21 protein-coding genes and 1 tRNA gene are annotated in these 21,696 nt (G+C 30.0%); 7 read left to right on the top strand and 15 right to left on the bottom strand.

The genetic code is table 11. The annotated features are described in order from the left end of the window. Nucleotides 1-36: 36 nt before the first annotated feature. Nucleotides 37-1,050: a polyprenyl synthetase family protein gene (locus ACTTAO_RS04810; RefSeq protein ID WP_262590301.1), complete on the top strand. Its 1,014-nt coding sequence runs from the start codon at nucleotides 37-39 to the stop codon at nucleotides 1,048-1,050. Here the strand turns inward: ACTTAO_RS04810 and pdxH are convergent. After that, on the bottom strand, nucleotides 1,047-1,673 hold the full coding sequence (gene pdxH, locus ACTTAO_RS04805; protein ID WP_440651835.1) for a pyridoxamine 5'-phosphate oxidase: 627 nt from the start codon (nucleotides 1,671-1,673) through the stop codon (nucleotides 1,047-1,049). The two genes, ACTTAO_RS04810 and pdxH, sit on opposite strands and share 4 nt — an antisense overlap. 33 nt (nucleotides 1,674-1,706) lie before the next feature. On the opposite strand from pdxH, the gene aroC reads away from it, so the two are divergent. Then, nucleotides 1,707-2,789 (top strand): chorismate synthase, encoded by a 1,083-nt coding sequence (aroC, locus tag ACTTAO_RS04800; protein ID WP_440634240.1) that lies wholly within the window; start codon nucleotides 1,707-1,709, stop codon nucleotides 2,787-2,789. A gap of 4 nt (nucleotides 2,790-2,793) precedes the next feature. Here the strand turns inward: aroC and dxs are convergent, their stop codons facing one another. From dxs to ACTTAO_RS04785, 3 genes are read right to left on the bottom strand one after another with little or no spacing between them, the layout of a single operon-like run. Beyond that, a complete protein-coding gene (gene dxs, locus ACTTAO_RS04795) occupies nucleotides 2,794-4,710 on the bottom strand; it encodes a 1-deoxy-D-xylulose-5-phosphate synthase (RefSeq protein ID WP_440691165.1) in 1,917 nt (638 codons plus the stop codon). Continuing rightward, nucleotides 4,707-5,579: a polyprenyl synthetase family protein gene (locus tag ACTTAO_RS04790; RefSeq protein ID WP_440691163.1), complete on the bottom strand. Its 873-nt coding sequence runs from the start codon at nucleotides 5,577-5,579 to the stop codon at nucleotides 4,707-4,709. The genes dxs and ACTTAO_RS04790 overlap by 4 nt, the downstream gene beginning before the upstream one ends. Then, a complete protein-coding gene (locus ACTTAO_RS04785; RefSeq protein ID WP_262590296.1) occupies nucleotides 5,576-5,812 on the bottom strand; it encodes an exonuclease VII small subunit in 237 nt (78 codons plus the stop codon). The genes ACTTAO_RS04790 and ACTTAO_RS04785 overlap by 4 nt, the downstream gene beginning before the upstream one ends. Nucleotides 5,813-5,832: 20 nt before the next feature. Between ACTTAO_RS04785 and ACTTAO_RS04780 the strand changes: the two genes are divergently transcribed. From ACTTAO_RS04780 to ACTTAO_RS04770, 3 genes are read left to right on the top strand one after another with little or no spacing between them, the layout of a single operon-like run. Beyond that, nucleotides 5,833-6,768 carry an L-threonylcarbamoyladenylate synthase gene (locus ACTTAO_RS04780; RefSeq protein ID WP_440691161.1) on the top strand — a complete coding sequence of 312 codons (936 nt, stop codon included), beginning with the start codon at nucleotides 5,833-5,835 and terminating at the stop codon, nucleotides 6,766-6,768. Beyond that, nucleotides 6,765-7,493: an ABC transporter ATP-binding protein gene (locus ACTTAO_RS04775; RefSeq protein WP_440691159.1), complete on the top strand. Its 729-nt coding sequence runs from the start codon at nucleotides 6,765-6,767 to the stop codon at nucleotides 7,491-7,493. The genes ACTTAO_RS04780 and ACTTAO_RS04775 overlap by 4 nt, the downstream gene beginning before the upstream one ends. Beyond that, nucleotides 7,490-8,281: an ABC transporter permease gene (locus tag ACTTAO_RS04770; RefSeq protein WP_440614004.1), complete on the top strand. Its 792-nt coding sequence runs from the start codon at nucleotides 7,490-7,492 to the stop codon at nucleotides 8,279-8,281. Before ACTTAO_RS04775 ends, ACTTAO_RS04770 begins: the two co-directional genes overlap by 4 nt. A 1-nt stretch (nucleotide 8,282) precedes the next feature. Here ACTTAO_RS04770 and ACTTAO_RS04765 read toward each other — a convergent pair. Beyond that, a tRNA-Arg gene (locus ACTTAO_RS04765) sits at nucleotides 8,283-8,359 on the bottom strand. A gap of 23 nt (nucleotides 8,360-8,382) precedes the next feature. Between ACTTAO_RS04765 and ACTTAO_RS04760 the strand changes: the two genes are divergently transcribed. Both ACTTAO_RS04760 and rpoH read left to right on the top strand, forming a co-directional pair. Continuing rightward, nucleotides 8,383-9,363 (top strand): RluA family pseudouridine synthase, encoded by a 981-nt coding sequence (locus ACTTAO_RS04760; protein WP_440647385.1) that lies wholly within the window; start codon nucleotides 8,383-8,385, stop codon nucleotides 9,361-9,363. Nucleotides 9,364-9,416: 53 nt separating this feature from the next. Continuing rightward, a complete protein-coding gene (gene rpoH, locus ACTTAO_RS04755) occupies nucleotides 9,417-10,298 on the top strand; it encodes an RNA polymerase sigma factor RpoH (RefSeq protein WP_262590531.1) in 882 nt (293 codons plus the stop codon). On the opposite strand, the gene ACTTAO_RS04750 is transcribed toward rpoH, so the two are convergent. The 10 genes from ACTTAO_RS04750 to ACTTAO_RS04705 all read right to left on the bottom strand — a co-directional run bounded on the left by ACTTAO_RS04750 (nucleotide 10,295) and on the right by ACTTAO_RS04705 (nucleotide 21,692). Beyond that, nucleotides 10,295-11,587, bottom strand: coding sequence for an adenylosuccinate synthase (locus ACTTAO_RS04750; protein ID WP_440614002.1), 1,293 nt, complete (start codon nucleotides 11,585-11,587; stop codon nucleotides 10,295-10,297). The genes rpoH and ACTTAO_RS04750 overlap by 4 nt on opposite strands. Beyond that, complete coding sequence (gene thiD, locus ACTTAO_RS04745; protein ID WP_440614001.1) at nucleotides 11,587-12,399, bottom strand: bifunctional hydroxymethylpyrimidine kinase/phosphomethylpyrimidine kinase; 813 nt, start codon at nucleotides 12,397-12,399, stop codon at nucleotides 11,587-11,589. The genes ACTTAO_RS04750 and thiD overlap by 1 nt, the downstream gene beginning before the upstream one ends. 1 nt (nucleotide 12,400) lies before the next feature. Beyond that, a complete protein-coding gene (glmM, locus tag ACTTAO_RS04740; RefSeq protein ID WP_440691158.1) occupies nucleotides 12,401-13,732 on the bottom strand; it encodes a phosphoglucosamine mutase in 1,332 nt (443 codons plus the stop codon). Continuing rightward, nucleotides 13,732-14,784: a dihydropteroate synthase gene (gene folP, locus ACTTAO_RS04735; RefSeq protein ID WP_440691157.1), complete on the bottom strand. Its 1,053-nt coding sequence runs from the start codon at nucleotides 14,782-14,784 to the stop codon at nucleotides 13,732-13,734. The genes glmM and folP overlap by 1 nt, the downstream gene beginning before the upstream one ends. Before the next feature lie 6 nt (nucleotides 14,785-14,790). Further along, nucleotides 14,791-16,698: an ATP-dependent zinc metalloprotease FtsH gene (ftsH, locus tag ACTTAO_RS04730; protein ID WP_262590286.1), complete on the bottom strand. Its 1,908-nt coding sequence runs from the start codon at nucleotides 16,696-16,698 to the stop codon at nucleotides 14,791-14,793. Between the two features lie 63 nt (nucleotides 16,699-16,761). Then, nucleotides 16,762-17,784 (bottom strand): tRNA lysidine(34) synthetase TilS, encoded by a 1,023-nt coding sequence (tilS, locus tag ACTTAO_RS04725; RefSeq protein WP_075506292.1) that lies wholly within the window; start codon nucleotides 17,782-17,784, stop codon nucleotides 16,762-16,764. Beyond that, nucleotides 17,744-18,748 (bottom strand): tol-pal system protein YbgF, encoded by a 1,005-nt coding sequence (gene ybgF, locus ACTTAO_RS04720; RefSeq protein ID WP_440691156.1) that lies wholly within the window; start codon nucleotides 18,746-18,748, stop codon nucleotides 17,744-17,746. The genes tilS and ybgF overlap by 41 nt, the downstream gene beginning before the upstream one ends. 78 nt (nucleotides 18,749-18,826) lie before the next feature. Beyond that, nucleotides 18,827-19,369 (bottom strand): peptidoglycan-associated lipoprotein Pal, encoded by a 543-nt coding sequence (gene pal, locus ACTTAO_RS04715; RefSeq protein WP_440691810.1) that lies wholly within the window; start codon nucleotides 19,367-19,369, stop codon nucleotides 18,827-18,829. Nucleotides 19,370-19,475: 106 nt separating this feature from the next. Beyond that, on the bottom strand, nucleotides 19,476-20,816 hold the full coding sequence (gene tolB / locus ACTTAO_RS04710; protein ID WP_440691155.1) for a Tol-Pal system beta propeller repeat protein TolB: 1,341 nt from the start codon (nucleotides 20,814-20,816) through the stop codon (nucleotides 19,476-19,478). A gap of 12 nt (nucleotides 20,817-20,828) precedes the next feature. Beyond that, nucleotides 20,829-21,692 (bottom strand): energy transducer TonB, encoded by an 864-nt coding sequence (locus ACTTAO_RS04705; protein WP_440691153.1) that lies wholly within the window; start codon nucleotides 21,690-21,692, stop codon nucleotides 20,829-20,831. Nucleotides 21,693-21,696: the final 4 nt, after the last annotated feature.

Below are 21,696 nucleotides of genomic sequence, written 5' to 3'. Positions count from 1 at the left end.
ATAAATATAGCTTATTTATATTAATTTAAAATTAATATGGGAACTGTAGTACAGCTTAAAAACCAGATAAATAATTCATATTTCCAATTGAAGGATTCTGTTGAAGAAAAACTAGCTTTGACTGAAGAAAGAATAAAATCCAAATTAACTAGTGATGTTCAATTAGTTCAAAAAATGACTAATTATCATATAGAGACTGGTGGCAAAAGACTAAGGGCTTTATTAACATTAGGAAGCGCTAAGTTATGTGGTTACTCAAAAGGTTCAAGAGACGTAAATTTAGCAGCTTGTGTAGAACTTATTCACAGTGCAACTTTGATGCATGATGATGTTATCGATGAAGGTGAGATTAGAAGAGGTAAAGAAACTTTAAATAAAATTTGGAGCAATCATTCCTCGGTTTTGATTGGAGATTATCTCTTAAGTAGATGTTTTGAGATGATGGTTGAAGATGGAAACTTAGAGGTATTAAAATTATTATCATCAACTTCATCTAAAATTGCCCAGGGAGAAGTATTACAACTACAACATAATAATGAAGTTGATATGCTTGAAGAAACATATCTAAAAATTATTTCTGCCAAAACTGCAGAACTATTTGCTGCTTCAACAAAAGTAGGTGCAATTTTAGCTGAAGTAGAAAATAAAGAAAAGGATGCGCTAGAATTTTATGGAAGGAATTTAGGGTTAACTTTTCAAATTGCAGATGACACATTAGATTATAATTCTGAATTAAAGTTGTTTGGAAAAAAAATAGGAAAAGATTTTTTTGAAGGAAAAGTGACTTTACCAATAATCTTGCTTTACCAAAAATTAGAAAACAATGAAAAAAATAAGCTAAAAGAAGTATTTAATAAAAAAGAAAGAACAAAAGAAGATTTTAATAATATTATATCTTTGATTAATAAATATAAGATTATAAATGAGTGCTACCAAAAAGCTCAGCACTATATTAATTTAGCATCAAATTCTTTAAGTGTGTTCAGGGATACTAAAGAAAAAGAAATTCTAAAAAAACTTACATCTTTCAGTTTAGCGAGAAATTTTTAAGGACTTAATAAAGCTTTATTCCATAATCCATTCTGGCTTTTTGTATAGAGTAATCTTTCATGAATTCTATTTTCTCCATCTAGCCAAAACTCTATATTTTGTGGATTTAAATTCCACCCAGACCAGTGTTTTGGTCTAGGAACTTTTGTTTCATCAGAATATTTATTTTTATACACCTTAATTGAACTTATCAATTCATCTCTATTTTTTAATTCTTGGCTCTGATTTGATGCCCATGCACCAATTCTACTTTCATATGCTCTGGAAGAATAATATTCATCTGCAACATCATCAGAAACTAATGATACAGTCCCGGTAATTCTGACTTGTCTTAAAAGACTTTTCCAATGAAAACACATTGAAGCGTTAGGATTTTCCTTTAGTTCATTACCTTTTCGACTATTTAAATTAGTGTAGAAAACAAATCCATCTTTATTAAAATCCTTAAGAAGCACCATTCTGACTGATGGAACATTATTTTTACTTGAAGTTGCTAGCGCAACTGCATTTGGATCATTTGGTTCAGTCTGTTTGGCTTTTTCCATCCATATTTCAAATAACTTAATTGGGTCATCTAAATTTAAAAAGCAGCTGTTAATACCAAGTCGGTTTTTTTCATTCATAATTTAAACAAAATAATCTATATAATATAAATAATGTCATTTAACACTTTTGGAAAGCTATTTCGTTTCACAACTTGGGGTGAATCTCACGGTCCTGCTATTGGTTGTATAGTTGACGGTTGTCCTCCAAACATAAATCTAGATGAAAAAGATATTCAATTAGAATTAGATAAAAGAAAACCTGGACAATCAAAATTTACCACACAAAGAAAAGAAGACGATAAAGTCCAAATACTTTCAGGTGTATTTGAAGGAAAAACTACTGGCACACCAATTTCTTTAATTATTTATAATAAAGACATGAGATCTAAAGATTATGGAAATATAAAAGATAAATTCAGGCCAGGGCATGCGGACTTTACCTATTTCAAAAAATACGGAATTAGAGATTACAGAGGTGGAGGAAGATCTTCAGCTAGAGAGACAGCTTCAAGAGTTGCGGCTGGTGCTATAGCTAAACTAGTACTTCAAAAAAAATTAGGAAAAAAATTTAAAGTTATAGGTGCTGTAACTCAATTAGGAATCTTAGGATGTGATACGTCACAGTGGAATGATAAAATTATTTCAAAAAATCCATTCTTTTGTCCAGATAAGTCTATGATTAAGTTATGGGAAAAATATTTACTTGGTGTAAGAAAATCAGGGTCATCATGTGGTGCTGTAATAGAGGTTAGAGCAAGAGGTATTCCTGCAGGTCTTGGTGCGCCTATTTATTCAAAATTAGATTCTGATATTGCATCAGCGTTTATGAGCATTAACGCAGTTAAAGGAGTAAATGTTGGTGCTGGAATGAATTCTGCACAACTAAGTGGCGAGCAAAACTCTGACGAAATATCATTAAAAAATAATAAATTAAAATTTAACTCTAATAATGCAGGCGGGATCTTAGGCGGAATTTCTTCTGGGCAAGAAATAATAGCATCATTTGCAGTTAAACCTACATCTTCAATTTTAACTACAAGAAAAACTATTAATAAATTCGGAAAAAATACCACAATATCAGTTAAAGGGAGACATGACCCTTGCGTAGGAATAAGAGCTGTTCCAGTTGGAGAAGCTATGATGAATTGTGTTTTATTAGACCACTACCTAATGAATCAGGCTCAGTGCGGATAAATAATTAGTTTTTTACTACTCTAATTGAATCCTTATTAAATAAAACTTCTAAAACTTTTTTTGTAATTTGTGGACTATTAAGTCCAGCAATATCATACATATTTTTTGGATTATCTTGCTCTATGAATTCATCTGGAAGAGTCATGGATCTAAATTTTAACCCTTTATCAAATATCCCTTTTTCAGCTAATAAATTTTTAACATGGGAACCAAATCCTCCTATAGAACCTTCTTCAATTGTAATCATCAATTCATGTTCTCTTGCAGATTTTAAAATTAAGTCTTCATCTAAAGGTTTTGCAAATCTGGCATCTATAATTGTTGTTGAAATACCCTTTGCTTTCAATTCTTCTGCAGCTACTTTACATTCTTCAAGTCTAGTTCCTAAGCTCAACAAACAAACTTGAGTTCCTTGCTGAACAATTTTTCCTTTACCTATCTCTATTTTTTCCTCTATTGAAGGAAGTTCAACTCCAATACCTGTTCCTCTTGGATATCTTATTGCACAGGGTTTATCATTAATATCAACAGAAGTATTAATCATTTTTACTAACTCAGCTTCATCACTAGCTGCCATCACGATAAAATTTGGTAAAGTTGACAAATAAGTAATATCAAAAGACCCTGCGTGCGTTGATCCATCTGCGCCAACTAATCCAGCTCTATCAATTGCAAATCTTACAGGTAAACTCTGTATTGCTACATCATGCACTACTTGATCGTAAGCTCTTTGAAGAAAAGTAGAATAGATAGCGGCATAGGGTTTATAACCTTCTGTTGCAAGACCTGCAGCAAATGTAACTGCATGCTGTTCAGCTATACCAACGTCAAACATTCTTTTTGGAAATTCCTTGCCAAAGATATCCATACCGGTTCCACCTGGCATTGCTGCAGTTATTCCAACAATCTTACTGTCTTTTTTTGCATGCTTAACAAGTGTATTTGCAAAAACTTTTGTATATGCAGGTAAATTAGAACCACTTTTTTGTTGCTCTCCAGTTTCAACATTAAATTTTGATACTCCATGATAGTGATCGCTAGCTTTTTCAGCATAAGAATATCCTTTTCCTTTTTGAGTTTTAATATGTATCATAATTGGACCCTCATGCTTTGAGTCTCTAGCATTTCTTAAAATAGGGACAAGTGTGGAAAGATCATGTCCATCTATTGGTCCTGCATAATAAAAACCAAGTGAGCTAAATAGTGTTCCACCGGTGACAGCAGAACGAAAAAAATCTTCTGCCTTACCAGCTTTAGCACTAAATCTTTTTGAAAAAGCTGAGGTGATTAATTTTAAAGTTTCTCTTAAGCTAAAATAGATTTTTCCAGTAAATAACTTTGCTAAATATGTTCTCATTGCTCCTACTGGTTTTGCTATAGACATGTCATTATCATTTAATATAACGATCATTTTAGTTTTTGATGCGCCAGCATTATTCATAGCTTCATATGCCATACCAGCACTAATTGCGCCATCTCCAATAACAGCTATTACATTTGAAGATTTATTTTCTAATTTATTTGCTTCAGCTATGCCAAGTGCAGATGATATAGATGTGGAACTATGAGCTGCACCAAATGGGTCATACTCACTCTCAGATCTTTTAGTAAAACCTGATAAACCGTTGCCTTGTCTTAAGGTTGTAATTTTTTGTTTTCTTCCTGTTAAAATTTTATGTGGGTATGCTTGGTGTCCTACATCCCAAATTAATCTATCATTAGGTGTGTCAAAAACATAGTGCAGAGCTACAGTCAGCTCAACAACCCCTAGACCTGCACCTAAATGTCCACCAGTTTTAGATACTGCACTGATCATCTCTTCTCTAACTTCATCAGCTACTTGTTGTAAATCATTTTCAGAAACTTTTCTTAAATCGGATGGAAAGTTAATATTATCTAAAAACTTGTAATTATTTTTCATTTATTTCTATTCAATATAAATTCTAATGTATCGTTTAAATTTTCTGATTTTGAACCATAAATTTTTAATTTTCTATTAATATCTGAAATAATCTTACCACAATATTTGATTGAAGCATCATAACCTAGCAAACTTATAAGCGTAGCTTTGCCTTTTTTTTGATCTTTTTTTGTTCTCTTCCCAGCAATTTTAGAATTACCTTTAAAATCTATTAAATCATCTGCTATTTGAAAAAGAAGACCAATATCAGAACCAAGACTCTCAAAAAATTTTATTTCCTTTAGACTTTTCTCCTTAATGATTGCTGGTACTGCACAACAAAAACTAAAAAGTTTTCCTGTTTTTTTAATTTCCATTTCTATAATTTGTTTTTTTGAAACTTTCTTTTTTTCAAAATCTAAATCTAAATATTGACCACCTGCTATACCCAAATGTCCTGAACACATAGAAAGTTTATCTACTAATTTAACTTTAATTTTGTCCCTCAACTTTATCTTGGAACTAGTTAAAATTTCAAAAGCCATTGTTAATAATGAATTTCCAGCGAGGACAGCTGTCGACTCACCAAATTTAATATGAGTTGATGGTTTACCTCTTCTCATATTATCATTATCCATGCATGGTAAATCATCATGAATAAGAGAATAAGCATGAATACATTCTACAGCAGCGCCTATAGCAATTAATGTGTGATAGTTAATTGAGAATAACGATCCAATATCAATTAATATTTTAGATCTAATTTTTTTTCCTCCAGGAAATAATCCATACTTCATTGCATAAATTAATTTGGAATTTTCTTGTTCCTGAATATATTTTTTCAAGAATAAATTGGTATCTTTTGCAATTTTATTAAGTTGATTTTTCACTTTCTCTTAATGATATCCTTAATTTTTTTATTTGTATTTTCACTAATAGATCTTAAATTTTTTTGAAATTTTTTTTCAATTAAATTATTTAATTTTAGTAACTCTTGATAGCTTTCTACAGAATTGTCTAGGTCATCTTTTTCTTCTAAAGACTTTATCATTTGATTTGCTTCATCTGTTAACTCTTCAAGCGTTCTATTATCATAATCGAGTGGTAAATTTTTATCTTTCATATATTAATCATTACTATTACATGAAAAATATTCAATCAAACATCAAAAAAGCGAAAAATTACTTAGATAAAAGTCATTGTGTAGCTGTTCCAACAGAAACTGTTTACGGACTCGCAGGCAACGCATACTCGGACACTGCTGTTAAAAAAATTTTTAACCTAAAAAGAAGACCTACTAACAATCCACTAATTGTTCACTACTATAATTTAAAAAAAATTTCAGAAGACTGCGAGATAAATGATAATTTTATTAAACTTTATAAAAAATTTTCTCCAGGACCAATAACATATATATTGAAGCTCAAAAAAAATTCTAAAATATCTAAGTTTGTAACTAATAATAAAAAAACAGTTGCTATACGATTTCCAAAACATCCTCTATTTAGAAAATTACTCAAAAATTTAAAATATCCAGTTGCAGCACCAAGTGCTAATATTTCTTCAAGATTAAGTGCTGTAAAAGCAGAAGACGTCAAAGATGAATTTGGCAACAAAATAAAATTTATTTTGAATGGTGGTGTTTGTAAAATTGGTGTCGAGTCTACAATATTAAATATAACAAATAAACCTAGATTACTAAGATATGGAGGATTGAGTGTTTCAAAGATTAAAAAAACTTTGAATCAAAAAATAATAATTAATATAAATTCAAAAGATAAAATTTCTCCTGGTCTTTTTCCTTTACACTATTCTCCAGGATTACCTTTAAGAATGAATGCAAAAAAAAACAAAAAAAATGAAGCTTTTGTACTCTTAAAAAAAAGAGAAAATATATCTAAAGATATTTATTTTTTAAGCAAAACAAGTAACTTAAATGAAGCTGCCAGAAACCTGTATAGTGTTTTAAGGAAAATAAAAAAAGATAAATATAAATCAATAGCTGTAGAAAAAATACCAAATGAAGGAATTGGAAAAACAATAAACGACAGACTCAAGAGAGCATCAAACTTCAAATGAAAAACTCAATAGAAGTCATAAATCTATCAAAATCATATAAGACTAAAAATGCAGTTAATAATATAAATTTTAAAATTAATGAAAATGAAATAGTAGGACTGTTAGGTCCAAATGGTTGCGGAAAAACAACAACAATCGGAATGATACTAGGATTATTAAAACCCACAAATGGCCAAGTATTAATTAACGGTAAAAATATTGAAAATAATAAGATTTCAATTCTACACAAAATGAATTTTATTTCTCCCTATATTGAATTGCCTAAAAAATTAACAGTAAACCAAAATTTAATTGTGTATGGGAAACTATATAATATTCAAAATTTGAATGAGAGAATTAATTTTCTCTCAAAAAAATTAAGATTGGGAGATCTTTTAGATAAAATTACAGGAGAGCTGTCATCAGGACAAAAAAATAGGGTCAGTCTTGCGAAAGCATTAATTAATGATCCTACTGTGCTCTTGTTAGATGAGCCAACTGCTGCTCTAGACCCCGAAACAGCAGATTTTATTAGAACCTTTTTAGAAAAGTATAAAGAAGAAAAAAAAATATCTGTTTTGCTGGCTTCTCATAACATGGATGAAGTAAAAAGATTATGTAATTCTGTTATGATGATGAAAGATGGTGCTATCGTAGACAGTGGTACTCCAGAAGATTTAATAAGAAAATATGGACAAAAAAACCTCGAAGAAGTTTTTTTAGAAATTGTTAGGAAAGATAAATGAATATTACAAGAATATATGGATTATTTTTAAGGCATTTTTATTTAATTACTAGATCGTTCCCAAGAATACTTGATTTAATATATTGGCCCTCCATACAGATAACTCTTTGGGGTTTCATTTCCAATTTTTTTGCAGCACACAGTTCATACTATAGTGGAGCTGTTGGAGTTATATTGTCTTGTGCAATTCTTTATGATTTTCTTTTTAGAACAAGCATTGGTTTTAATATGTTATTTTTAGAAGAAATTTGGAGTAGGAATTTTACTAATTTATTTATTGCTCCAATGAAAATTAGTGAAATAATTACTGCACTTGTAATCACCGCTTTAATAAGAGCTTTAATCGGATTAATTCCAGCGATACTTTTAACCTCACCATTATTTGGCATATCTATATTAAACTTGGGATTACCATTAGCTTTTCTTTTTTTAAGTTTGTACATTTTTGGAATTACTTTGGGGCTTTTTGTATCAGCTGGGTTGCTAAGATTTGGGCCATCTTTTGAGAATATTGCATGGTCTACAATGTTTTTATTGGCACCTTTTGGCTGTATCTATTATCCAGTTGAAATTTTACCTGAAATATTTCAATCAATAGCTTTCGCATTGCCATTAGTTTATATATTTGAAGAAACCAGAAATATCTTGGTCAATGGAATTGTTAGCTATGAAAATATTCGTATCGCACTTTCATTAAATGCATTTTATTTCACAGTTGCTATAGCAACTTTTTATTTTTCGTTTGATAAAGCTAGAGAAAAAGGGACATTAATTAATATTGGAGAGTAAATGGTGCGCCTGCAAGGAGTCGAACCCTGAACCTCCAGAGCCGAAATCTGGCGCTCTATCCAGTTGAGCTACAAGCGCATTTAGTATTAATATTATATTTTATGGAAAAAAGCATTAATTTTATAGTTGAAGAAGAAGAAAAGAATTTAAGAGTAGATGTATTAATTAACAAAAGAGACGAAATTATTAGTAGAACCAGAGTTAAAAATTTAATTTTAAAAGAAAAATTAAAACTAAATAATGAAATAATTAAAAGTCCATCTAAAAAAGTTTCGATTGGTGATGTTGTAAATCTTACGATTCCAGAACCAGAGATTGCATCTCTAAAGCCTTATGATTTTAAATTAAATATTGTTTATGAAGATTCTGATTTATTAGTCATCGATAAACCTTCGGGAATTATAATGCATCCTGGAGCAGGCAATTATGACAAAACAATTGTAAATGCATTGATGCATTACGATAAAGAATCTTTATCAACTATTGGGGATGAATTAAGACCAGGAATTGTCCATAGAATTGATAAAAATACTTCAGGTTTAGTTGTTGTGGCAAAAAATAATGAGACCCATGAAAATTTATCAAAACAATTCAGTAAGCACACAATTATTAGAGAATACCAACTTTTAATATGGGGAAAGCTAAGACCATCTTTTGGTAGGATAGAAACATTTATTACTCGTAGTTCAAAAAACAGACAACTTATGGAAGTGAGCAGTTCAAAGGGTAAGAAAGCTGTAACAAACTATAAAACAATTGAAATTTTCGAAAATAAAAAAATACCTACATTAAGTTTAGTCGAATGCAAATTAGAAACTGGCAGAACTCATCAAATCAGAGTGCACATGAACTATAAAGGAAATAGTTTGGTTGGTGATGACAAATATAAAAAAAAATATAAAAAATTAAAAAACGTTGATTTTGACATTCAAAATTCAATTACAAATTTAGACAGACAATTTCTACACGCAAAGACTTTAGGCTTTGTTCATCCTAGAACTCAGAAAGAGCTGATTTTTACCTCAATTTTGCCTCAAGAACTAAATAATATTTTAAAAATGCTTAGAAACACTGAAGAATAAATTATTGAAAATTAAGTATAATTAACTAAATAAACTCTGCTATGAACACAACTATGAGCAACAATCTTCCTACACTATCCAATGAGGGTGGTCTTTCTGCATATTTAGAACAGATTAAAAAATTCCCAATGTTGGCCGCAGAAGAAGAATATATGTTAGCCAAAAATTGGAAAACAACTGGAAATATTAAAGCTGCTGAAAAATTAGTAACTAGTCACTTAAGATTAGTTGCAAAAATTGCTATGGGATACAAAGGCTATGGTCTGCCAATTAATGAAATGATTTCAGAAGGAAATGTTGGTTTGATGCAGGCTGTTAAAAAATTTGAACCTGAAAAAGGTTTTAGATTAGCAACTTATGCTATGTGGTGGATTAAAGCATCCATCCAAGAATATATTTTAAGATCTTGGAGTCTTGTAAAAATTGGAACAACAACTGCTCAAAAAAAATTATTTTTTAATTTAAAAAAAATTAAAAACCAAATATCCCCTGAAACTGAAGGTGATTTAAGGGACGAACACGTAAACCATATTGCCAACAAACTTGATGTTAGTAAAGAAGAAGTTGTTTCAATGAACAGAAGACTTTCTGGAAAAGAGTTTTCATTGAATGCTCAAGTTGGAGAGGATGGTGATGAATGGCAAGACTGGTTAGTAGATAAAGAGCTTGATCATGATTTAAAATTTGCTCAACATGAGGAAATGGAGCAAAGAAAAGACTTATTGAAAGATTCTATTACAGTGCTTAATGATAGAGAAAGAGAGATATTGTATTCAAGAAGACTTAATGATGATCCAACTACCCTGGAAGATTTAAGTAAAAAATATAAAATTAGTAGAGAAAGAGTTAGACAAATAGAAAATAAAGCATTTGAAAAACTTCAAAAACAAATGCTACTTCTTGCTAAATCTAAAAATTTATTACCTGCAAATTAAGCTTCAAAAGGATTTTCAATTAAAATAGTATCATCTCTTTCAGGACTAGTAGAGACGCTTGATATTTTTGCGCCTATAAAATCTTCTACTGCAAAAATATATTTTTTTGCATTATCAGGTAATGAGTCCATATTTTTAATTCCACTAGTAGATACTTTCCAGCCTGGAAAAGATTTGTAAATTGGTTTTATTTTAATTTGATCCTCTACAGCAGCAGGCAAATAATCTAATTTTTCTCCATCTAGTTCATAAGCAATGCACATTTTAATTTCATCTAATTCATCAAGAACGTCCAATTTTGTTAAAGCTATACCATCTATACCTGAAACTTTAATTGTTTGTCTTACTAGAACACCATCAAACCACCCACATCTCCTTTTTCTACTTGTAACAGTTCCAAATTCTTTTCCACGTGTGCCCAAAAGTTCACCTACTTCATCAGTTAGTTCTGTTGGAAAAGGCCCTTCCCCTACTCTTGTTGTATAAGCTTTTGTAATTCCTAAAACATAGTTTATTGAATTAGGACCACAGCCTGTTCCAGTAGCTGCGCTCGAAGCAACTGTATTAGATGAAGTTACAAAAGGATAAGTTCCATGATCTACATCAAGTAAAATACCTTGGGCACCTTCAAATAAAATTTTCTTTTTTTGCTTTTTAAATTGATCAATTTTAAGCCATACAGGCTGTGAAAATTTTAATATTTTAGGAGCAATTTTGAGTAAATCAGATTTAAGTTGATCTTTTTCAAAAATTTTTTTTCCAAGTCCTTTTCTGATTGCATTATGATGTATCAATACAGAATCTAATCTTTGATCTAAATTTTTTTCTGATCTTAAATCCATAACCCTTATTGATCTTCTTCCTACTTTATCCTCATAAGCAGGACCAATTCCTCTTCTGGTAGTTCCTATTTTACTTTTTCCTGCCGTATCTTCTCTAATTTCATCCATTTCTCTATGGAATGGCAAAATCAGATTTGCAGATTCTGATATTATGAAGTTATCTACATCTACTTCTACACCTTTAGATTTAATCTCCTCAATTTCTTCCAATAAGGCCCAAGGATCTACAACAACACCATTACCAATTATTGATATTTTACCTTTTCTAACAATGCCAGATGGAAGTAATCTTAGCTTATAAGTAACACCATCAATAACAAGAGTGTGGCCCGCATTATGACCACCTTGAAATCTAATAACTACATCTGCCTGTTCAGATAACCAATCAACAATCTTACCTTTTCCTTCATCACCCCATTGAGATCCAACAACAACTATGTTTTTCATTAATTAAATTTTTTATTTACTTTTATAGAAGTGAGATGGTTAATTGGACCATGACCTCTTCCATAATTTGGGTTTGTTTTAATAGCTGAATTTACATACTTAATTCCAAGCTCACAAGATTTCTTTGCTGGTTTTCCACACGATACAAATGTAGTGACTGCACTTGATAAAGTACAACCTGTACCGTGAGTATTATTTGTTTTATAACGCGTACTATTAAAAATCTTAATATCTTTTTTATTAACAAAAACATCCTTAACTATTTTATTTTTTGAATGTCCACCTTTAATAAGAACATTTTTAGCTCCAAATTCCATAAGCTTATTTGCAGCGTAAATCATATCTTCAACAGATATGATTTTTGTTTCAGTCAAAATTTCAGCTTCAGGAATATTAGGGGTAACTAGTGAAACTTTTTTTATTAATTCCGATTTTAATAACTTAATTGCTTTATTATCTATTAACTTGGCACCACCTTTTGCAACCATGACAGGGTCTAAAATAATACTTTTAACTTTAATTAAATTTAATGCTTTAATTACCATCTTGATAACATTAGATGAGTGTAACATTCCTATTTTGATTGCATCAGGCTTAATATCTTTGGAAGTAAAAACTATTTGATTGAAAATTTCTTTTGGATTGATGCCTACTATTGATTTCACACCTGTAGTATTTTGAATTGTAACTGCAGTTATAGCTGTCATCGCATAAGAACCTAGAGCTGTAACAGTTTTAATATCAGCTTGTATACCAGCCCCACCAGATGAATCTGAACCCGCAATAATTAAAATTTTCGAATTTGGTTTCAATTTATTTTATTTTTTTGGATATCATGTTTACACATCTGGATAAAAGTATTTTATTATCACTTTCTCCCATCACTCTAATTTTCGCTTCTGTTCCTGATTTTCTAACTAAAACTCTTCCCTTACCATGAATTAATTTTTCTGCGAGTTTTATAACTTTTTTTATTTCAGGTTTATTAATAATATTTTTATCTTTAACAGTTATATTTTCTAATAATTGAGGAGTTTTCTTAAAACTCTGAAAAAATTCACTCGTTTTTTTACCTTTTCTCAGAGCAAAAAGAACTTCTAAAGCTACAAGCAACCCGTCTCCAGTTGTTGCAAATTTACCTAAAATAATATGTCCTGATTGTTCACCACCTAAATTAAATTTATATTTTTGCATTTTTTCTTTAACATATCTATCGCCTACATTAGCTCTTAAAAATTTTATTCTTTTAGATTTTAAATATTTTTCCAATCCATAATTTGACATTAGAGTTCCAACAACACCACCTTTTAGCATTTTTTTATTTTTCCATCTTGCAGCTAAAGCAGCTATTATTTGATCACCATCTACAATGTTACCTTTTTCATCGCACATTATAATTCTATCAGCATCTCCATCTAAAGAAATGCCAATATGAGCTTTATATTTTTTTACAGCTGTTCTAATTTTTCTTGGAAAAGTTGAGCCACAATCTTTATTAATGTTTAAACCATTTGGGTTTACACCTATTGCTATAACTTTAGCGCCTAATGATTTTAATAACTCAGGCCCTGCTTTATAACCAGCACCATTGGCACAATCTATAACAATTCTTAATCCTCTTAAATTGAACTCTTTTGTGAAATTTTTTTTTAATATTTTAATATATTGTTTAGTACCTGTTTCTAATCTTTTAACTCTTCCTAACTTTTCAGGACTGGAAAGGTTATTTGATATTTTTTTATCTATAAGAGCTTCTATTTTTTTTTCTATTTTATCTGATAATTTCATTCCATCAGGACCAAATAATTTTAATCCATTGTCATAATGAGGATTATGAGAAGCTGTAATCATAATACCCATATTAGCCTTCATTTCTTTTGTAAGCATAGCTAATCCATTGGTTGGTAAAGGACCCAATGTGTAAACATGCATGCCAGCAGAAGCCAAACCAGAAACAAGCGCAGGTTCAAGTGTATATCCTGACAATCTTGTATCTTTTGCTATTATTGCTGTTTGTTTTTTTTTCTTTTGGGATTTAAAATATGTACCACTAGCTAGTCCAAACTTAAAAAACATATCTCCATTAATATTTTTACTATTAATAGCTCCTCTTATTCCATCTGTTCCAAAATATTTTTTTGCCATTATTTATTTGTTATCTCTTTAAAAACTTTAATTGCTTGCATAACTTCATTAACATCATGAATTCTTAAAATCTGAACTCCTTGTGTCATCAAATATAATGATGACGATATTGTTCCTCCAATTCTAGTAAAGCTATCATTTTTTTTGGAAATATCTCTAATAAATCTTTTTCTAGAATTTCCTACAAGTATAGGAAATCCTAATGAATGAAAAATAGAAACACTTCTGATTAAATTCATATTATGTTTCAGTTTTTTTCCAAAACCGATTCCAGGGTCTAAAATTATATTGTTATGTTTAATACCTTTAGACCTTAGAAGTTTTATTTTTTCCTCAAAAAAATCATAAATATCTAGTAATTCATTATTATATTTTGGATTTTTTTGCATACTTTCTGGTGTTCCAAGCGTGTGCTGAATGACAAAAGGAACTTTGTTTTTTTTTAATACGTTTATTGTTTCTGTATCAAAACTTAAGCCTGAAACATCATTAATTAGTTTTACACCTAATTTAATTCCATTTTTCATTATATCAGATTTTCTAGTATCCAAAGAAATCGGAATTTTTTTTACAATAGATTTTAAGATTTCATTAATTCTTTTCCACTCATCTTCTTTATTTACTGTTTTTGAACCTGGTCTCGTTGACTCTCCTCCAACATCGATTAAATCAGCACCATCGTTATATAGTTTAAAAGCATGACTTATTCCTCTTTGTTTTGTATTAAATTTTCCTCCATCAGAAAAACTATCTGGGGTAAGATTTAAGACACCTAGTATATTTGGAACTTTTTTAAATTCTAAGTTAGAAAAATTTTTTTTTTTAGTTTTAATTTTTTTTAAATCTAAATTAACTTTTTTCTTTAAATCATTTGGTAAATATTTTATTTGATTAATTGAAATTTTTTTCTTTGATTTTCTAGTTATTATTTCAATATGATCAAACGATATTTCCTTGATTTGATGTAATGGTATGGCTTTTTTTTTACTTACTAAAATTTTTGACCGATTACCATAATAGAAATTACACGCTCTTGTGTAATATCTTTGCATTATAAATTAATGAACAATTTTTGGTTTTAGACCCATGGCTCCTAAAGCCGAGTCATGATCATCTTTTGAGTCTTGATTTTCTAAAATTTTATCTTTTGGATATAAGTTTTTGTTAATTATGTTCTCAATCTCTTCACCTGTTAAGGTTTCATAAGTAATTAATGCTTTAGCAATTTTATGTAGATCGTCAATTTTCTCAGTCAAAATTTTCTTTGCTTGATTATATCCTTCATCTACTAGTTTCCTAATCTCCTTATCAATTTTTTGAGCAACTTCTTCAGAAACTGATTGTGTTTGAGTAACAGATCTACCTAAGAAAACTTCCTCTTGATTTTCTCCATACTCAACTGGACCCATTTCCTCACTCATACCATATTTAGTTACCATTGCTCTTGCAAGTTGAGTAGCTTGATTAATATCTGAACCACTTCCTCCACCTGCTCCTGTAGAAATGTTATCTTTTCCAAAAATTAATTCTTCTGCAACTCTTCCTCCAAAACAAACTGCTAGTCTAGCTTTTAAATATTTGATTGAATATCCATGTTTATCTCTTTCTGGTAAATTCATAACCATTCCCAAAGCTCTTCCTCTTGGAATGATAGTGGCTTTGTGAATTGGATCATAACTAGGCATATTAAACGAGACTAAAGCATGACCACCTTCGTGATAAGCAGTAAGTTTTTTTTCATCCTCAGTCATCACCATCGATCTTCTTTCAGCACCCATTAATACTTTATCTTTTGCCTCTTCAAATTCTAATAAAGTTACAATTCTTTTATTTTTTCTAGCTGCTAATAAGGCAGCTTCGTTGACTAAGTTAGCTAAATCTGCTCCTGAGAAACCAGGTGTCCCTCTTGCTATAGTTCTTAAATTAACGTCTGGTGCCATCTTAATTTTTTTCACATGAACTTTTAAAATTTTTTCTCTTCCAATGATATCTGGGTTTGAAACAACTACTTGTCTGTCAAATCTCCCAGGTCTCAATAGCGCTGGATCGAGAACGTCAGGTCTATTTGTTGCTGCAATTATGATTACACCTTCATTAGTATCAAATCCGTCCATCTCTACTAATAATTGGTTTAAAGTTTGTTCTCTTTCATCATTACCTCCACCTAAACCTGCACCTCTACTTCTTCCAACTGCATCTATTTCATCAATAAATATTATGCACGGAGAATTTTTTTTACCTTGTTCAAACATATCTCTCACTCTTGATGCTCCAACACCAACAAACATTTCAACAAAATCTGAACCTGAGATAGTAAAGAAAGGAACTCCCGCTTCACCTGCAATAGCTCTTGCTAACAAAGTTTTTCCTGTTCCTGGAGGTCCAACCAATAAAGCACCTCTAGGTATCTTTCCACCAAGTCTGCTAAATTTTTTAGGGTCTTTTAAAAATTCTACAATTTCTTCTACTTCTTCTTTTGCCTCTTCTACTCCAGCAACATCATTAAATGTTACTTTGCCTTTAAGTTCATTCATCATCTTAGCTTTTGACTTGCCAAATCCCATTGCTCCACCTTTTCCACCTTGCATCTGTCGCATAAAGAATATCCAAACAGCAATTAATAAAAGCATTGGGAACCAAGAAAGTAGTACGCCAAATAAAGATGGCATTTTTTCTTCTAACGGAGCTGCTGAAATACTTACTCCTTTGTCTGATAATTTTTCAATTAAATTTGGATCGTTTGGAGCATAAGTTGAAAATGAATTTCCATTTGAGTAAACACCCTTGATGTTGTTTCCTTGTATCTCAACTTTTAAAACTTCTCCATTTTCAACTGAAGTTAAAAAATCTGAAAAAATTATTTGATTTCCTCCTCTAATATTTGATTGAGGATTTTTAAACATGTTATAAAGACCAATAGTTAAAAAAACTATTATTCCCCACATAGCCAGATTTTTAAAATTCATGGTGTAAAGATAAGAATTATTGCAAATTAAACAAGTGACAAAATAACTATAAATTTAGTGATATTAACGCTCTTTATATACAATTACAGTTTTCTTGATTTTTTTTATTACACAATTCCCAAGTGTAGACTTAAAAGTAATTTTACTCTGTAGATTTTCTAAAATATTGGTAATTTTTTTACCTCTGGGCGGAAAATACTTTTTCCCAACTAACTGTAAGATCTTTGAAAATGACCTGAACAAAACTTCTTGAGGAAAGTTAAAAAATTCTTCTTTTAATACAACTTTATTTTGAGAAATAATAGAATTTTCTTTTAAATTTTTTTCACAAAAAAACTGGATTGATTGGTCGACACTTTTTAAATTACTAATTGATAATTTAAATTTACTTTTATCCAAACCTTCACTTTCAAGATTTTTAATTAAATTTCTTACTCTCACTCTTGTAAAAATTTCATCTTCATTTGAAGGGTCTTCTACATATTTATTAAACACCTTTTTTGAGATGTAGATTAAATCTTTTTTTTCAACGTTTATTAAAGGTCTTAAGATATTTGCATTATTAATTAAAGTCGTTTTGTCTAAAGATACGATACCCTTTAAACCACTACCTCTTAAAAGCCTAATTAAAAAATTTTCATAAACATCATCTTCATGGTGACCAAATAAAATATGATTAATTTTAAATTTTTTTGATTGGTTAATTAAGAGATTATATCTTTTTTTTCTTGCAAGAGATTGGATATTATTTTTGGGTTTTTTCCCATTCCATTTTAAAATATCTAAATCTATAGAAAAATCCTTCAAAAGATTTTTTACAAATAAAGCTTCTACAGATGAATTATTTCTCAATTTATGGTCAACTAGAAAGTATTTAATTTTTAAAGATTTTTTAATTGAATAAATTTTTGAAAAAAAAGCTAAAGCAAGACTATCAGGGCCACCTGACACAGCAACTGTAAAATCGTTATTTAAATTTAAATTATTTTCAAATTTATTATAGATTTTATAAATTCTTTTATCTCTTAGCTTATTAAGAAGTTGTTTATGAATCTTGCTTGACGCATTCAAATTTTTTAGACTCATATTTTGCTTTTTGTATTACAGACTGATTTGCGTTTGGATACTGCAACTCTACACCATTAATCATCTTACAGCCTTGATCTTTTTCACCAATTTGAACCATTGAAACTCCAAGTTTTAATAAATTTATTGGAGCTTTCTTTCCTTTTGGATATTTTTGATATCCTTCGAGATAAGCTGAAGCAGCATCAGTATAAAGTTGTCTTATTCTGAAAGTTTCTGCATACCAATATTGAGCACTACCTGCTAATTCATCTTCAGGATTTGATAACACAAATTCTCTAAAAGCTCTTTCTGCTGTACTGTAATCTCCAACTTTTAAGAAACTTGTTGCAAATTCATATTGTTCTTTTGGAGTTAAATCTATTGGTAAAATTTTATCATCAGCTTGAAAAGTTTCTTCTACAATAGAAGCTGTAGTATTAACCGATTGAATCTGTTGATTCTCCTCTGAAGTTTCCATATCTTTATAAGAAATTGTACCTAAGTCCTGAGGCTGCGAGCTTCCAGGAAGAATTTGCTTCTCAATTTTAGGCGCAGAACTGAGTTGTTGACTGCTATCAATTACATTAACAGAACTTAAATCATTTTCTATATCTTGAAACCTTATCTGATTATCAGACTGTAGCTTGGATACTCTGTTTGAAAGTTTATCAAGCTTAAAATTAATTTCCTCAAATTTATTAGTAAGTTCTCTAAACTGCTCCTCTACCTCTGATAACTTTAACAAATGTCTGGTTAAGACATCCTCAGAATTATTATCAAGACTTGATACTGATTGATTATTTGTAGTACTTTCTATTTCAATTGATCCTGAGTAAACGGCTCTTTCAAGAGTTTTTAAATCCTTTTTAATTAAATCTAAAATTTCATAAATATTATGGTTATCTGAGTAAGCAATTCCTGAAAAAAAGAAATTTAGTATTATTATTAAATTAAATAATGTTGATCTAAAAAGTGATCTCATTAAATTTTTATATGATTATAAAAAGGCAAAAAAAAGACCCTAAAAGTTTTTAATTCTAGGGTCTTTTTTAAAAATTCTTTAGTTTGCTTTAACAGTAACTGATCTTCTGTTTTTAGACCATGCTAAAGGATTTGATCCTGAGTCAACAGGTCTTTCTTTACCATAACTGATTACAGTAATTCTGTCTGATGAAACACCATAAGTCATTAGATAATCTTTTGCAGCGTTAGCTCTTCTTTCACCAAGTGCTAAGTTATATTCTCTTGTTCCTCTTTCATCTGCATGACCCTCTAAAACTACAGTGATGTTAGAATTTTCTCTTAACCAAGCAGCTTGAGCTCTTAAAGTTTCTCTTGAAGCTGTAGTTAATATAGATTCATTAGTTGCAAAGAACACTCTATCAGCAACACCATCTGCTAAATATTTTACGCTATCAGTTCCAACGTAAACATCTCCTTGCATTTGACCTGCAATTTTTTCAATTTTAGTTACTTCTTCTTTTTTAGTTTCTTCTTTTTTTGGCGCCTCTACAGCTACCTCTTTTTTTGTTGCACACGCTGTTAAAATTATTCCAGCTGAAATAACTAATAACGTGTTTTTGAAAATTTTGTTTAATCTCATTAATTTGCTCCTTGCTGCTTTTTCAAATACTATTTTTTTCACAACTAATTAGATGTTTCAACCCAAAAAATCAAGAAATTTCATCGTATTTAAAGATAAAATGATATTAATTACTTAATAAAGACGACCAAGATGGGTCAGATGCATCCGTCTCAGTTGTTATCAATCTTTCATTATAGCCAGTTAAATCAATAGACCATAATTTAGCAGAAAAACCTTCGCCTTTAGAATTAGTTTTTGTTTCTCTATAAAATATCAAAACTCTTCCATTAGGTGACCAAGATGGGGCCTCTTGATAATAGTTTTCTGTTAACAATCTTTCACCAGTTCCATCTGTTCTCATCACTCCAATATAAAATTTTCCTTTATGTAATTTTGTAAATGCAATTAAATCACCCCTAGGAGACCAAACTGGTGTTCCGTACAAACCATTACCAAAAGAAATTCTTTTCACGTCACTTCCATCATTTTTCATGACATAAATTTGTTGGTAACCACTTCTGTCAGAGTTAAAAGTTATATATTTTCCATCTGGAGAATAAGAAGGTGATGTATCAATTGAAGGATGATTTGTTATTCTTTCTACTAATCGAGTTTCTAAATTCATTGTATAAATATCTGATTTTCCATCTTTTGCGAAACTCATGATTATTTTTTTACCATCAGGTGAAAATCTAGGAGCAAATGTCATTCCAGGAAAATCTCCAACTACTTCCTGTGTTCCTGTTTCAATATCTAAAAGATAAACACGTGGCATATTTTTAAAATAAGATAGATAAGTAACCATTTGGCTAGCAGGGTTAAATCGTGGAGTAAGTACAAGCTCATTTCCTAAAGTTAGAAATTTATTATTTGCACCATCTTGATCCATGATAGCTAATTTTTTTATTCTTTGTGTTTTTGGTCCTTCTTCTGCAACATAAATTATTCTTGTATCAAAATACCCTTTTTCTCCTGTTAATCTTTCATACACCTTATCTGATATTATATGCCCAACTCTTCTCCAATTTGTTGGTACAGTTGTAAATGCTAAAGCCATCATCTCTTTTGCGGCAAGCACATCCCAAAGTCTAAACTCAACTCTTAATTTATCATTAATAAAATTTACTTTACCGGTGATAAGAGCTTGAGCTTTAATTAAATTCCAATCCTCAAATCTTGGTTTTAAATTTGCTATATCTGGAGCTTGTAAAAATGCTTTTTTATCTAAAGGATTAAATAAACCTGAGGTTCTTAAATTATTTTCAACAATTAATGATATTTCCGATCCAATGTTCTCTTTATCTAAAATTTGTTCAAAATTCTTTCTAGAGGTTTCGTCTATTGATAATGGTGAGACTGCTAGTGGAAGAGGGTTTAAATTTCCCCTTGTAATATCAACTTCAATTAACGCTAAAGCTTTTATTGGAAAAAAAACAAAAATGAAAATTATAAATTTTTTAATCATAAATTCTTTATACTAACCTCCTAACATCTCTCTTGCATCAAAATTTAATTGTAATTCTTTCCATCTCTCATAACCAGAGGCTGGAACTCTCAAAGGTTGACATAATCTTACTGCTCTTAAGGCACTTTCTGCTAAGACTTTATAAAAACCTTGTCCAGGTTTATTCATTCTAGCATGATCTAAAATCTCAGTTTTGGTGACTGAACCATCTGGTTTAAGCTTTAACTTTATTCTAACTAGTAAATTTTCATCATAAGGCAAACCTAAAGGTATGCTCCAACAACCAAATATTTGGGCCTTTAAAGCATCTTCCTCACTTAATGTTAGTTTAGAATTTTCAACGTTTCTTACTTGATCTTGAGTAACATCATTATTGGTTTTCACTTTTTCCGCTGTTTCTTCTTTTGATTTATCTATCAATGCTGCAATGTTATTTGGATCAAATAAATCTTTTTTTTCAAACTCAGATACTTGCTTTACTTCATTATCCACTTTTTCTGGATTTTGTTTTTTTTCCTCTTTGGTCTTTAATTTTTTTACCTCTTTATCTGGCAAAGGGACAGCTTCAGGATTTTGTTTTTCTATCGTTTTGTTTTTTTTCTCTGAAACAACAGTCTTGGTTTTGGTTTTTTTTACTTTCTTAGGTGGAGCTTGTTCTGAGACAAGTTTTTTTTCTTTTTCTTTTACTTTTTCAATAATTTTTTTTGCTTTAGGCGCAAAAGGAATATTTGTTTCCTCTGTTATTTGAATTAATTCAACAGAAACTATGGGTGGAATATCTATTGGTTTTTTTGATAGAAAAGGCAAACTCAAAGCTGTAAGGACAACTAAAGATAGGTGTAAAGCTGAGGATATAGCTATACTACTACTCTTCACTATA

Origin of the sequence: Candidatus Pelagibacter sp. HIMB1782 (genome assembly GCF_052047475.1) — a bacterium.
Lineage (GTDB): Bacteria > Pseudomonadota > Alphaproteobacteria > Pelagibacterales > Pelagibacteraceae > Pelagibacter.
This window is presented reverse-complemented; position numbering and strand designations above follow the sequence as displayed.

What these genes read in the sequence shown, in the direction of transcription:
- ACTTAO_RS04810 (WP_262590301.1), top strand. Translation starts at nt 37, where the DNA reads ATGGGAACTGTAGTACAGCTTAAAAACCAGATAAATAATTCATATTTC.
- pdxH (WP_440651835.1), bottom strand. Translation starts at nt 1,673, where the DNA reads ATGAATGAAAAAAACCGACTTGGTATTAACAGCTGCTTTTTAAATTTA.
- aroC (WP_440634240.1), top strand. Translation starts at nt 1,707, where the DNA reads ATGTCATTTAACACTTTTGGAAAGCTATTTCGTTTCACAACTTGGGGT.
- dxs (WP_440691165.1), bottom strand. Translation starts at nt 4,710, where the DNA reads ATGAAAAATAATTACAAGTTTTTAGATAATATTAACTTTCCATCCGAT.
- ACTTAO_RS04785 (WP_262590296.1), bottom strand. Translation starts at nt 5,812, where the DNA reads ATGAAAGATAAAAATTTACCACTCGATTATGATAATAGAACGCTTGAA.
- ACTTAO_RS04780 (WP_440691161.1), top strand. Translation starts at nt 5,833, where the DNA reads ATGAAAAATATTCAATCAAACATCAAAAAAGCGAAAAATTACTTAGAT.
- ACTTAO_RS04775 (WP_440691159.1), top strand. Translation starts at nt 6,765, where the DNA reads ATGAAAAACTCAATAGAAGTCATAAATCTATCAAAATCATATAAGACT.
- ACTTAO_RS04770 (WP_440614004.1), top strand. Translation starts at nt 7,490, where the DNA reads ATGAATATTACAAGAATATATGGATTATTTTTAAGGCATTTTTATTTA.
- ACTTAO_RS04760 (WP_440647385.1), top strand. Translation starts at nt 8,383, where the DNA reads ATGGAAAAAAGCATTAATTTTATAGTTGAAGAAGAAGAAAAGAATTTA.
- rpoH (WP_262590531.1), top strand. Translation starts at nt 9,417, where the DNA reads ATGAGCAACAATCTTCCTACACTATCCAATGAGGGTGGTCTTTCTGCA.
- ACTTAO_RS04750 (WP_440614002.1), bottom strand. Translation starts at nt 11,587, where the DNA reads ATGAAAAACATAGTTGTTGTTGGATCTCAATGGGGTGATGAAGGAAAA.
- glmM (WP_440691158.1), bottom strand. Translation starts at nt 13,732, where the DNA reads ATGGCAAAAAAATATTTTGGAACAGATGGAATAAGAGGAGCTATTAAT.
- folP (WP_440691157.1), bottom strand. Translation starts at nt 14,784, where the DNA reads ATGCAAAGATATTACACAAGAGCGTGTAATTTCTATTATGGTAATCGG.
- ftsH (WP_262590286.1), bottom strand. Translation starts at nt 16,698, where the DNA reads ATGAATTTTAAAAATCTGGCTATGTGGGGAATAATAGTTTTTTTAACT.
- tilS (WP_075506292.1), bottom strand. Translation starts at nt 17,784, where the DNA reads ATGAGTCTAAAAAATTTGAATGCGTCAAGCAAGATTCATAAACAACTT.
- ybgF (WP_440691156.1), bottom strand. Translation starts at nt 18,748, where the DNA reads ATGAGATCACTTTTTAGATCAACATTATTTAATTTAATAATAATACTA.
- pal (WP_440691810.1), bottom strand. Translation starts at nt 19,369, where the DNA reads ATGAGATTAAACAAAATTTTCAAAAACACGTTATTAGTTATTTCAGCT.
- tolB (WP_440691155.1), bottom strand. Translation starts at nt 20,816, where the DNA reads ATGATTAAAAAATTTATAATTTTCATTTTTGTTTTTTTTCCAATAAAA.